Below are 12,524 nucleotides of genomic sequence, written 5' to 3' on the forward strand. Positions count from 1 at the left end.
CCCGGAGAGGCGCCCTGGATTCACGCCGACCTCTGCCCTAGCGACTGTCTGAATTGCTGTTCTGCCCCTTGAGATCTCCGCGATGACTACCCTGACAAACGGCGACGATCTCCATCTGTCGCTCTACCGAAAGATGTTTCAGATACGCCGCTTCGAGGAAGAGGCGGCCCGCGCGTACGCGCAGAGCAAGATCGGTGGGTTCCTTCACCTGTACATCGGTCAGGAGCCCATCGCCGTCGGTGCCTCCGCGGCGCTCCGCCCCGACGACTACGTGATGACCACCTACCGCGATCACGGGCTCGCGCTCGCCCGCGGGATGAGCCCGCGCTCCGCGATGGCCGAGCTCTACGGCAAGGTCACCGGGTGCTCGAAGGGGCTCGGCGGCTCGATGCACTTCTTCGACAAAGAGCACAACATGCTCGGCGGCTACGGCATCGTCGGCGGGCACATCCCCATCGCCGTCGGGACCGCGTTCGCGTCGAAGTACCGCGGCGAGGACCGGGTCTCGATGGTGTTCTTCGGCGAGGGCGCGGTGAGCATCGGCGACTTCCACGAAGGGATGTCGCTCGCGGCGCTGTGGAAGCTGCCGATCGTGTTCGTCTGCGAGAACAACGAGTACGCGATGGGGACGCCGCTCTCCCGGACGCTCTCGGTCGAGGACGTCTCGCTGAAGGCGCTCGCCTACGGGATGGAGCGCGATCGCTTCAACTCCGAGCACGTCCTCCAGGTGCGCGATCGCCTCGCCGAGGCCGTCGCGCGGGCGCGCACGAACTCGGAGCCGACGCTGGTCGAGATCAGGACGTACCGCTTCCGGGGCCACTCGATGAGCGATCCCGGCAAGTACCGGACGAAGGAGGAGCTCGAGGAGCGCAAGAAGAAGGATGTGCTCCTGCGCTCGCGCATCGAGCTCGAGGAGAAGGGCCACAAGGCCGCCCTCGAGGCGATCGAGAAAGAGGTGGAAGACGAGATCACCGACGCGATCCGCTTCGCCGAGGAGAGCCCCGAACCCGGGCCCGAGGTGCTCGAGCCCACAACCTATGCAGGACCTTTTGCGCGATGACCGTCCTAAGATTCCGTGAGGCGGTTCGCGCCGCCATGGTCGAGGAAATGGAGCGCGACGAGCGGGTGTACCTCGTCGGCGAGGAGGTCGGGCACTACCAGGGCGCCTACAAGGTGACCGAGGGGATGCTCGACAAGTTCGGGAGCAAGCGCGTGATCGACGCTCCCATCACCGAGAGCGGGTTCACGGGCATCTCGATCGGCGCGGCGATGGTCGGGCTCCGGCCGATCGTCGAGTACATGACGTGGAACTTCTCCGCCGTGGCGTTCGACCAGATCCTCAACAACGCGGCGAAGCTCCGGCAGATGTCCGGCGGGCAGCTCAGCATCCCGCTCGTGCTGCGGGCGCCGAACGGCTCGGCGAAGCAGGTCGGCTCGCAGCACTCGCACGCGATGGAGCACTTCTACGCGCACGTCCCCGGCCTCAAGGTCCTCGCGCCCGCGATGCCGGCGGACGCCAAGGGTCTCCTGAAGTCGGCGATCCGGGACGACAACCCGGTGCTCTTCATGGAGAGCGAGACGCTCTACGGCGTGAAGGGCGAGGTGCCCGACGATCCCGATTTCATCGTGCCGCTCGGGGTCGCGTCGATCGTGCGCGAGGGGACCGACGTCTCGATCATCGCGTGGAGCCGGATGGTGCACGTCGCGCTCGAGGCGGCCGCGGAGCTGGAGAAGGAGGGCATCAGCGCGGAGATCGTGGACCTGCGATCGCTGCGCCCGCTCGACGAGGAGACGATCGTGAAGAGCGTCACGAAGACGCACCGCGCGGTCGTGGCGCACGAGGGCTGGCCGTACGGCGGCGTCGGCGCGGAGATCGCCGATCGCATCCAGCGGCTCGCGTTCGACGAGCTGGACGCGCCCGTGCTGCGCGCGACGACGCTCGACGTCCCGATGCCCTACAACGCGCGGCTGGAGCAGTACGTGATCCCGCAAGCGTCGCGGATCATCGAAAATGTTCACCGCGTTCTCTACAAAAGCTGACTGAGCGGACCCACATCCCCGATCAAGGTTGATAGACCCATGGCGAAGGTTCTGGAACTTCCGAAGCTGTCCCCGACCATGGAGGAGGGGCAGATCAGTGCCTGGCACAAGAAGGAAGGCGACGCGATCGACATCGACGATCTGCTCGCAGAGGTCGAGACCGACAAGGCGACCATGGAGTACAAGTCCTTCGATCGAGGGACGTTGCTCAAGATCCTCGTGCCTGCGGGCAGCGTGGTTCAGCTCGGCCAGCCTGTCGCGATCATCGGCGCCCCGGGCGAGGACGTAAGCGCCCTCGCCGGCGGGAGCGGCGGCGCTGCCGCGGCGAAGCCGAGCGCGGCGGAGGCCCAGCCCAAGGGAGAGCGCGCCGCGCCGCAGGCCGGCGGCGATGCGCCCGTGACGAGCCCGCCGCCCGCGGCGCGCGGCGAGGCGGTCTCGCCGCCCACGCAGCCGGCCGCGCCGCAGCCGTCGTCGAACGGGCGCGTGAAGGCGTCGCCCTACGTGCGGAAGCTCGGCCGTGAGCGCGGGCTCGACCTCAGCAGCGTCGCCGGCAGCGGCCCGCGCGGGCGCATCGTCGCGCGCGACCTCGAGGGGCTGAAGCCGGCGCCGGCCGCCGCGGCGGGCAAGGCGACCGCCCCCGGCGAGCTCGCTGCGCCGGAGGTGCGGCCGCTCAGCATGATGCGCAAGGCGATCGCCCGGCGCCTCACCGAGTCCAAGCAGACGGTCCCGCACTTCTACCTCTCGATCGACGTCGACGCCGATCCGCTGAACGCGCTGCGCGAGCAGATCAACGCGGATCTCGCCGCGACCGCCGCCGAGGGGGAGAAGCCGGCCAAGGTCAGCTTCAACGATCTCCTCGTCAAGGCGTGCGCCATCGCGCTCGTGCGCGTCCCGGAGTGCAACGCCCAGTTCACCCCGGACGCGATCCTCGTCCACCAGCGCGTCGACATCTCGGTCGCGGTCGCCGTCCCCGAAGGCCTGGTCACGCCGGTTGTGCGCGACGTCGATCGCAAGCAGGTGCTCGACATCGCGGCCGAGGTGCGCGAGCTCGCCGGGCGGGCCAAGGCGAAGAAGCTGCGGCCCGAGGAGATGGCGAACGGCACGTTCTCGATCTCGAACCTCGGCATGTACGGGATCGACAACTTCGGCGCCGTCATCAACCCGCCCGAGGGCGCGATCCTCGCCGTGGGCCAGGTCCGCCAGGAGCCCGTCGTGCGCGGCGAGCAGATCGTGCCGGGCCGCCGCCTGAGCATGACGCTCTCCTGCGATCATCGCGTCGTCGACGGCGCGGTCGGCGCGACCTTCCTCAAGGTCCTGCGCCAGCTCCTGGAGCACCCGACGCAGATCCTGCTCGGCTAGCTCCGCACACCCAGGCTCAAGGAATAGCCAGGACGCAGCGAACGCCGGGGCTCTTCGCCCTGGCGTCCTCCTTGCGGGGCGCTCAGGTCGCCTCGGCGCTGCTCCCGAGGGCGTCGCCGAGGCGCGCAAGGTTCCGCGAGAAGATCTGCACGGACGGGTGCGACGGCCCGAGCGCCTTCGTGGCGATCGCCACGGCGCGCTCGATCTGCTGCCACGCCCCCGACAGATCGCCGAGCGCCTGCAAGACGCGCCCGAGGTTGTTCACGATGCTCGCCACGACCGGATGATCCGGACCGTACGTGGCTTGCGCGATGCCGAGCGCGCGCTCCAGCTGCTCGCGCGCCCCAGGCAGCTCGCCGAGCGCTTGCAGCACGCTGCCGAGGTTGTTGCAGCCGATCGCCACAGCCGGGTGGTCCGGGCCGTAGGTCGCCTCGGCGATCTTCAGCACGCGCGCGAAGTTCGCGCGCGCGCCCTCGAGATCGCCGAGGTCCCGCAGCACGCTGCCGAGGTTGTTGATGTCCCGCGCCACGTCCGGGTGGTCCGGCCCGTAGGTGTCCTCGACGATCGCGAGCGCGCGCTCGAAGTCGGCGCGCGCGCCGGCCAGATCGCCGAGATCGCGCAGCACGCGCCCGCGGTTGTTCAGCGCGAGCGCGAAGCGCGGGTGGTAGAGGCCGTAGCTGTGCTCGTCGATCTTGAGGGCCTCCTCGAACTGATCGCGCGCTCCCTTGAGGTCGCCGAGATCGTGGAGCAGCCGACCGAGGTTCGTGCGCCCGATCGCGACCGTCGGGTGATCGGGACCGTAGGCGCGGATGTCGATCGCGAGCGCCCGCTCGAGGTGCACGCGCGCGCCCGCGAAGTCGCCGAGGTCGCGGAAGAGCGCGCCCAGGTTGTTGAGCCGTATCGCGACGCTCGGATCGTCCGGGCCGTACGTCGCCTCGTCGATGGCGAGTGCGCGCTCCAGGTGCTTGCGGGCGCCCGGCAGATCGCCCTGATCCATGAGGACGCTGCCGAGGTCGTTCACGTCGCGCGCGACGTCCGGGTGATCGGGGCCGAAGCTCGCGATGTCGATCGCCAGCGCGCGCTCCAGGTGTGCCCGCGCGCCGCCGAGATCGCCGAGGTCGTGGAGGACGCTGCCGAGGCTGCGCAGCACGGCCGCGACCTTCGGATCGTCGTGGCCGAACACCGCCTCGTGGAGCGCGAGCGCCCGCTCCAGGTACCCCTTCGCCTCCGCGAACGCGGCGCGCCCCTGCAGGTAGACGGCGAACCGGGCGAGGAGCCGCCCGCGCACCTCCCTCGCGACGTCGTGCGCTTCGGCCTGGCTCGCCGCGGCGAGCGCGTGCGGCAGCCATCGGGCGCAGAAGGGCCACGTCTCCACATCGTCGCTGCTCTCGGGGAACGCGTGGTCGACGAGCCGGACCGCCGCCTCGGCCCACACCTTCCGGTCCTCGGGCGAGAGCCGATCGCGGACCACCGCCTGGACGAGACGGTGGACCGAGAGCGCGCCTTCGTGCACGTCGATGAACGAGTAGCGACGGAGCGCGGCGACCGCCTCGTCGAGCATCAGCGGATCGCTCAGCGCCTCCGCGAGCGCCGCCGGCAGGTGCGGCGCGGCGTCGGCGAGGCCCTCGCGCGGGATGTCATCGGGCGCCAGGTACGCGCACAGGCTCAAGAGGTCGACCGCGACGGGCGAGAAGCGCTGCGCCTCCTGGAACGCGAGGCCCCAGGTCGTGGCGATCGGCGTCGGGTAGTCCATCGGCATGCCGCGGAGCAGGAGCCCGCGCTGGTGATCGCCGAAGGCGGCGTGGTAGGTCGCGATCGACGATCCCGTCTCCTTGATGGTCGCCGCCGCCTGCACCAGCGCGAGGGGGAGATCCCCGAGCGTCTCGGCGAGCTTCTCCGCGGCGCGCGCGTCGCTCTGCCCTGTCCGATCGAGCAGGAACTTCACCGAGTCGGCGCGGTCGAGCGCCGGCACGGTGAGCGGGGTGGCGATGCCGCGGAAGCTCGGGTTGCGCGAGGTGATGAGGATGTGCCCGGTGCGCGGGTGCGGCAGGTACGGGGCGACGTCCTGCGGATCGTTCACGTTGTCGAAGATGAGGAGCCACTTGTCGTTGCGCGACAGCCACGACCGGGCCGCCTCGATCGCGATCCGGTGATCGGCCTCGTTCTGCTCTGGCAGGTCGAGGGCCGCGGCGAGGCGCGCGAAGTCCTCGGCCGCCGTGGCCGGCTCCTCGGCGCGGATCCACCAGACGACGTTGTACTGGCTCGCGTACCGGTGCGCGTACTCGGCGACGAGCTGCGTCTTGCCGACGCCGCCGAGGCCGCTGATCGACTGCGTGAGCGCCGCGGGCCCCCCCGTCGTGAGCGTGCTCCGCAGCTCGCTCAGGAGCTGGTCGCGCCCGGTGAAGCCCGGGTTGCGCGGCGGCAGCTTCTTGATGTGCGGCTCCGCGTCGGGCGAGCTCGACGGCCTTCGAGCGGCCGGCCGCTGCGTCGGCGGCTCCGTCTCGCGGACGGCGCTCCGGATCCCCTTCGCGATCTCCGTGAACGCCTCGCTCTGGTTGGGGTAGCTCGTCACGGGCCGCGCGCGGCTCGGCAGCGGCTGCAGCGCACCGAGCAGCGTCTTCTCCCAGGCACAGGGCCGCAGGATCACGGGGATGACCCGGCACTCGCCGGCCTCGTGGCGAGCGATCGCCTCCCGCATCTCCGGAGAGAGCCACGCGTCGGTGGAGAGGAAATCCGCGCTCACGAGCAGCAGCACGACCCGGGCCTCGCGCAGCCTCGCGGCGGTCGCCTCTCGCCGCTCCCGCCCTCCGCCGAGCGCGAAGCCCTGGTAATTCCGGATGACCCCCTGCCGTTTCAGCGCGTCGAGGTGGGTCTCGATCTTGGGCCGCAGGTCCTCGTCCCTCGGAGAGTACGAGAAGAACACATCGGCGGGGCTCGTCGCCAAGGCAACCATAGTTCCTCTCGCGGGCCTTAAAGTCTCACGACGGACCTGACGCGCAACGAGAATACGCGGTCGGAAAAGACCCAGGAAGAGACGGTAGTTGACGCTGTCGGCGGGTACATGCGGGTCGAACCTCCATCGTCTCGTGGGGGGCTTGCCTTACCCCGACTCCGGCTCCGTCCTACCTTCGCGCTCTTCTTCCGTGCTCGGGGGGATCCGGCCGGAAGCCTGAACGATGCGGCGCGCCGCTTCCATCCATCGCCGCCGATCGTCCCGCCGCAGCTGGTTGCGGACGACGATCTTCACGAGGCGGTGGACGCTGAGAGCGTGCGGCCGCACCTCGATCAGCGAGTGCAGCCGCAGCATCGCGATGGCGTCGTCGAGCGCGAGCGGGTCGTACTCGCCGAGCGACCGCCGAGGGATCGCGTCCATCGGCAGGAACGAGCACAAGCTGAGGAGCTCTGCCGCTGCCTGGTGGCTGAACACGGCCGCGAGCGCGCTCTCCCAGGCGGTCGCGACCGTCACCGGGAAGCTGGCGGGGCGCTCCAGGAGCGCGGCCGGCCGCTGTCGGAACAGGGCGAGGTACTCCGCGAGCGGGCGCCCGGTCTCCTCGATGTACGCGCCGGCCTGCGCCAGGGCGAGCGGCAGATCGCCGAGCTCCTCTGCGAGCGCGTCGGCCGACTCCGCGTCGGTCTCGCCCGTGCGCTGGAGCAGGAAGCGCACCGACTCGGCGCGCTCGATACCGCGGACGTTCACCGTCGTGAGACCGCGCCAGATAGGGTTCTGCGACGTCGTGAGCACGCGGCCGCCGTGGGAGACGCTCGGGATGTAGGGCTCGACCTCGCTCGGGTCGCGCACGCCATCGAAGAGGAGGAGCCAGCGCCCGCGACGCCCGAGCTTGCTGCGCACCGCGGCGACGGCGCGCGCGGGATCCAGCTGCTCGTGCTCGGGCAGCCTCATCTCCGCGGCGAGCGTGACGAAGGAGGCGTCCATCGTCGCCTGGCTCTGGCCGTCGATCAGGAAGACGGTGTCGTAGGCGCCGGCGTTGCGGTACGCGTACTCGATCGCGAGCTTGGTCTTGCCGGTGCCGCCGAGCCCGCAGAGCGGCGCCACGCCGCGCCTGGCGAGCGCGGCGCCGATCTCGGCGAGCAGATCGTCGCGCGCGGCCAGGTTCCGGCTGGTCGACGCGGGGACGCTCCAGATCCCGGGCGGCGGTGGCACCTCTGAATTGCTCACCGGCTGGGCGCCGGCGCTCGGTGAGCTCAGGAGGGGTTTTGGGTGAGCTGCTCGACCTGCTTTCGGATGCCCTTTGCGATGTCGGTGAACGCCTCGCTCTGGTTGACCCAGCTCGTCACCGGGCGCCCGCCCCGCGGCAAGCTGGCCAGCCTGCCGAAGGGCGCGCCCTCCCAGTCGCAGGCGTCGAGGATGACGGGGATGACGCGCGCCTCACCCCGATCGTGGCGCTCGATCGCCTTCTGCATCTCGACGTCGTAGCAGAAGTCCGACGCGAGGAAGTCCGCGCTGATGAGCAGGAGGATGACCTTCGCGGTCTCGAGGTGCTCGGCGAGCGCCGTGTCGCGCTCCTCGCCAGCGCCGATCTCGCCGTCGTGCCACCCGCGGATGACGCCCTTGCGCTTGAGGATGGCGAGGTGCGTCTCGAGCTTGTCGCGCAGCTCGCGGTTGCTCTCCGAGTACGAGAAGAACACCTCGATCGGGCTCGCAGGGGGCTCGGAGACGCGCTCGCGCCGCGCCCCTTCGAGCGCCCCCGTCATCGTGACCGTGTCGTCGTACGCGGCCGAGTCGGGCGGGAGGTCGTACGGCGCGCCGAGCGGCGACGAGGAGGGCGGGAGCTCGAGATCGGGGATCGGGGGCGGAAGGATCGAGCGGCCGCGCGACGTGACCGCGCGCGGCCGGGGCGCGCACGTGCGCTCGAGGATCGCGAGCACCCGGTCGTGGCTGCCGTCGGGGGTGTCGTAAGGCAGGAGCAGGAACCCCATGTCCGCGAGCGTCTTGCGGCGGTGCGGCGTCAGGCTCGCGCCCGGGGCGATGACGAAGCGGGGCGGCGGCGAGGCGCCCGAGAGCGCGTGGATGTCCGCCAGCATCTCGTCGAAGTTGCCGTCGGCGCGCCCGAAGCCGATGAAGAGCACGGGGCACCGCGAGAGCACGGTCGTGAGCGACTTGCGCACGTCGGGCGGCGCGATCGACGCGAGGAAGCGCTCGCGCGCGAACACCCAGCTGTGCGGCTCCTTCAGCGTGCCGTGCAGCTTGAGGATGAACCGCCGCCGCCACGCGACCTCGTCGGTGACGCGCCACAGGGTGTCCCACTCGAAGCCGAAGGCGCGCTCGAGCAGGTGGTTCAGGTTCGTGGTGAGCACCGCGCGCAGCTTGTCTCGCAGCGCGGCGATCGCGATCGCGATCCGCGGCGGATCGAGCCCCTCGTCGTCGAGCGCATCCTCGACGAACGCGTTGAACTCCGCTGGGCCGAGCGCTTGCTCCGCCGCGCCCAGCGCCTCGCTGTAGCGCTGCGATCGCGCGAGCGCCGCGACCTCGGCGATCGCGACCTCGTCGCTGGCCTGCTCGCGCACCCTCTCGACGAGCAGGTCGACGAGCTGACGCCACGTCGGCAGCCCGGCCGCGGCCGAGATGCCTCCCCCCACGAAGAGCACGAGCTCTCCGCTCTCGAGCGCCTCATGCAGCGCCTCGATCACCGCGGCGTCGACCTCCGCGCTCACCGTGTTCGCGTTGTCCATAAGGGTTGACATCGAGCCCCTCGAGTCTATCGCTCCTCGGCGCCCAGCGCACTTTTGCGGCGCGTCGCGCGGCGAGCGCCACGCGTGACGCGCGGCGAAGGTGCGCCGCAAAAGTGCGTCGCGCGACGCTGGATCGACCGCTCGACCAGGCGACCCGCCGTGTTCCTGACGTCCCAGACGACCGACCGCCGCCTCGAGCGAAGTCGGAAGAGGGGGAAACAGTCCGCGAGGCTGGAGCATGCTACGTCTCCGACATGCGCCCGGCGGCCCTCTTCACGCTGGCCACGGTGGCCTCGCTCGTCGCCTTCTCCCTGGCCGGCGCGGCCGCTCCACCGCCCCGCGCGCGGCGCGCCCCGCGCCTCCCGGCGCGCCCGGAGGCCGCGCTCTCGGCGGGCGCCGAGGGCCAGCGCGCGCGCTCGCCCGCGAGCGTCGTCGCGCTGCGCGCGCCCGGCCCGCCCGCCGTCCTCGTGCGCGCAGGGAGCTTCATGATGGGATCGAGCGAGGTCGAGATCGCGCACGCGGTGACGCTCTGCAAGCTCGAGCCGGCCGGTGAGCTGTGCGTCGATGAGACCGAGGCGAGCTTCGCCAATGAGCTCGTGCCCCACGAGGTGTACCTGTCGGATTTCTGGATCGATCGAACCGAGGTGACCGTCGCGAGCTACCGCCGGTGCGTCTCGGCCGGCGTCTGCGCCGAACCCCCGTACGCCTCCGGCGGGCAGCGGTTCGATCGGCCCGAGTATCCGGTGGTGCTCGTCTCGTGGAGCGACGCGCAGCGCTACTGCGTCTGGGCCGGCGGTCGCCTGCCGACCGAGGCCGAATGGGAGCGGGCTGCGCGCGGCGTGGCCGGGCGCCGCTACCCCTGGGGCCATGTCTACAACCCTTTCCACGCGAACCACGGGAGGCTGTCGTTCGACGAGCTCGACGACGGCGACGGCTTCCTCGAGCTCGCGCCCGTCGGCTCGCTCGTGGCCGGCCGCACCCCCGACGGCATCGACGACCTCGCCGGCAACGTCGAGGAGTGGGTCGCTGATTACTACCATCCCGAGTATCCAAGCGGCAGCGCGAAGAACCCGCGTGGGCCCGACATGGGGGAGGAGCGCGTGCTGCGGGGCGGCAGCTACATCCTGGGCCGGCCCTGGCTGCGCGGCGCAGCGCGGGGCCACGACTCGCCGACCAGCCGCCGCGCGTGGCGCGGCTTCCGCTGCGCGCGCGACGCCTGAGCCGTTGCGGGCGACGCTCGATCCCAGGAGCGCGGCGGTGGGCCGCCGCGCGGGCCGAGGCGCGCGGCGGTTGGCCGCCGCGCCGGAAGAGCCCATACTGCGCTCGTGAGGATCGCGCACCTCTCCGACCTGCACCTCCTCTCCCTCGAGGGGGCCATCCCGTTCCGGCTCCTGAACAAGCGTCTCACGGGCTACCTCAACCTCCGCTTCCGGCGCCACGCCATCCACAAGCCGCACGCGGTGCACGCAGCAGCGCGGGAGATACGGCGGCTCGGCGTGGACCACGTCGTCATCACCGGCGACGTCTCGAACCTCGCGCTCGAGCGAGAGTTCGTCCTGGTCCGCAACTTCTTGCAGAGCGATCTCGGTCTTCCTCCCGAGCGGGTGAGCATCGTCCCGGGGAACCACGACGCGTACACGAAGGGCGCGCACCGCTCGCAGCGCTTCTCTCGGTACTTCGCGCCGTACCTGCGCTCCGACCTCGTCCTCGACGCGCCTGGGAAGAGCGACGACGGCGGGGCCGGCCGCGATGACGCAGGTTCGGCGTTCCCCTTCGTGCACCTGCGCGGGCCGGTCGCGATCATCGGCCTCTCGACCGCCTGGCCGCGTCCCCCGCTGGTGGCATCCGGGCGGCTCGGCCCGGTCCAGCTGCGCGCGCTCGAGCGAGCGCTAGCGCACCCGGAGGTGCGACGGCGAACGCCGGTCGTGCTCCAGCACCACCCCTTCCATAACCCGGCGAGCCGGGCGAAGACCTTGCTGGAAGGCCTGGGTGACGCCGCGGCCGAGGGGCGGTTGCTGCGGCAGGTTCGCCGCGGCTTGCTGCTGCACGGGCACCTGCACCGGCGCATCCACCGCAAGCTGCACACCGAGCGGGGTCACATCGACGCCGTGGGCGCCACCAGCGCTTCGCTCCTTCACGACAGCGATGAACGGATGGCCGGGTTCAATGTCTACGAGATCGACGACGCGGGGACGATCGGGGGCATCACGTCGCACCGCTTCGTCCCGGGTCAAGACGCGTTCCGCGAGGTCCCGGTCCCCGAGCGATGAGCCCGCCGCGCGCTCGGCCCTCCGCCGAGCGCTCCCCTTCGAATCGACGCTCCGCCGAGCGCCCCACCGGAGCCGCGCGCAATCCATCCGCCACGCGCAGGGCCCTCCAAGCGGGCGCGCGATGTTCGGGGCTCGGCGATGCCGTGACTCGAGCGCAGCGGGGGCGCTGCGCGGGCAATCCGGTGGGGCTCGGGTCAGGAGGAAAGTCAGGCGGTGGCGCGGATCACGTTGACCGCCTGCAGACCTTTGGGACCTTCTTTGATCTCAAATTCAACGGTCTCGTCCTCGAAAAGACGGCGGCGCCCCTCCCCGTTGATCTGCGAATAGTGAACGAAGACGTCGGGGCCAGTCTCTTGCTTGATGAAGCCCCAACCCTTCTCGTCGTTGAACCACTTAACCTTGCCAACTGCCATATTTCCTCCACTTCAGAGCTCGTCGATACCCGAGGCGCGCAGGCTGGCAGTCGGGAGGTGACCACGGGTGCGGTCCCTGATTCCGATGCGGGCTTGGCTGCATGCAGCAAACCCCCCTCGTAGACAGATCCAGCTTGCGCAGGGCGGCTGCCCAGCCGCTGGTTGATGTGCGTGCGCGGCGACTTCGACGATTCTCCCCGGTCCGAGCGGGCGCCAACGTAAACGGCTCGATGCGCCAAGGTCAAGCAGCGATGATGGTTCGGCCGGTGCTTACGCGAGGCAGTACCGCTTCACCGGCAGTCTCCGGTTGCAGCAGCCTCCGACGAGAATTTCGCGCCGTACAGCGGATCCCGACGGCAGTACACGATCACGCGTGGTGACGGCGCGCCGTGGGGTGCGAAGCAGGATTCGCGCAACCGTCAAGATTTGCGCTCTTATCGAAGAGCCTTGTCCTTCGACCCGCGCAGGGCGTCGCTTGATCCGTGAGGGCCTCGGCATGTCACGCAGCGAGCCTCGCACGTCGGGCGGCGATCTCCTGGCCTCCGCCGCGATGGGGCGCGGGGCGCGCTCCTCGTGCAGCGCGCTCGCCGAGCGCGAGCCAGGCGCTTGCCGAGCGCGAGGCAGGCGCTTGCCGAACCTTGCAAAGAACATCGATCGAGCGCCTCACCTGAGCAGGCGGCCTGCTCGGAGGGCGCCAGGCGCCGGGCGGCACCGGCTCAGCCTGTTCGACGAGGTGCTCCCGACGCACGGC

The 12,524-nt window shown here is 70.7% G+C and carries 9 protein-coding genes; 5 read left to right on the forward strand and 4 right to left on the reverse strand.

All coding sequences use genetic code 11. The features are described 5' to 3' along the window. Positions 1-82 precede the first annotated feature (82 nt). Genes pdhA through WMF29_RS20740 form a run of 3 tightly spaced genes read left to right on the forward strand, consistent with a single transcriptional unit; the run spans position 83 to position 3,399 of the window. Positions 83-1,060 carry a pyruvate dehydrogenase (acetyl-transferring) E1 component subunit alpha gene (pdhA, locus tag WMF29_RS20730; RefSeq protein WP_437330491.1) on the forward strand — a complete coding sequence of 326 codons (978 nt, stop codon included), beginning with the start codon at positions 83-85 and terminating at the stop codon, positions 1,058-1,060. After that, positions 1,057-2,040, forward strand: coding sequence for a pyruvate dehydrogenase complex E1 component subunit beta (locus tag WMF29_RS20735; protein ID WP_437330492.1), 984 nt, complete (start codon positions 1,057-1,059; stop codon positions 2,038-2,040). The genes pdhA and WMF29_RS20735 overlap by 4 nt, the downstream gene beginning before the upstream one ends. A 39-nt stretch (positions 2,041-2,079) precedes the next feature. Next, a complete protein-coding gene (locus WMF29_RS20740) occupies positions 2,080-3,399 on the forward strand; it encodes a pyruvate dehydrogenase complex dihydrolipoamide acetyltransferase (RefSeq protein ID WP_437330493.1) in 1,320 nt (439 codons plus the stop codon). An 82-nt stretch (positions 3,400-3,481) separates the two neighbouring features. On the opposite strand, the gene fxsT is transcribed toward WMF29_RS20740, so the two are convergent. The 3 genes from fxsT to WMF29_RS20755 all read right to left on the reverse strand — a co-directional run bounded on the left by fxsT (position 3,482) and on the right by WMF29_RS20755 (position 9,102). Beyond that, positions 3,482-6,352, reverse strand: a complete 2,871-nt coding sequence (gene fxsT / locus WMF29_RS20745) for an FxSxx-COOH system tetratricopeptide repeat protein (RefSeq protein ID WP_437330494.1) — start codon at positions 6,350-6,352, stop codon at positions 3,482-3,484. A 147-nt stretch (positions 6,353-6,499) separates the two neighbouring features. After that, positions 6,500-7,576 (reverse strand): ATP/GTP-binding protein, encoded by a 1,077-nt coding sequence (locus tag WMF29_RS20750; protein ID WP_437330495.1) that lies wholly within the window; start codon positions 7,574-7,576, stop codon positions 6,500-6,502. Positions 7,577-7,602: 26 nt separating this feature from the next. Further along, complete coding sequence (locus WMF29_RS20755) at positions 7,603-9,102, reverse strand: SIR2 family protein (protein ID WP_437330496.1); 1,500 nt, start codon at positions 9,100-9,102, stop codon at positions 7,603-7,605. A gap of 242 nt (positions 9,103-9,344) precedes the next feature. Here WMF29_RS20755 and WMF29_RS20760 point away from each other — a divergent pair, with 242 nt between their 5' ends. Both WMF29_RS20760 and WMF29_RS20765 read left to right on the forward strand, forming a co-directional pair. Further along, positions 9,345-10,310 (forward strand): formylglycine-generating enzyme family protein, encoded by a 966-nt coding sequence (locus WMF29_RS20760; protein ID WP_437330497.1) that lies wholly within the window; start codon positions 9,345-9,347, stop codon positions 10,308-10,310. A gap of 105 nt (positions 10,311-10,415) precedes the next feature. After that, complete coding sequence (locus tag WMF29_RS20765) at positions 10,416-11,360, forward strand: metallophosphoesterase family protein (protein WP_437330498.1); 945 nt, start codon at positions 10,416-10,418, stop codon at positions 11,358-11,360. Positions 11,361-11,566: 206 nt separating this feature from the next. On the opposite strand, the gene WMF29_RS20770 is transcribed toward WMF29_RS20765, so the two are convergent. Further along, positions 11,567-11,773 carry a cold-shock protein gene (locus tag WMF29_RS20770; RefSeq protein ID WP_012236438.1) on the reverse strand — a complete coding sequence of 69 codons (207 nt, stop codon included), beginning with the start codon at positions 11,771-11,773 and terminating at the stop codon, positions 11,567-11,569. Between the last annotated feature and the right edge of the window lie 751 nt (positions 11,774-12,524).

Origin of the sequence: Sorangium sp. So ce381 (assembly GCF_051473845.1) — a bacterium.
Lineage (GTDB): Bacteria > Myxococcota_A > Polyangia > Polyangiales > Polyangiaceae > Sorangium > Sorangium atrum.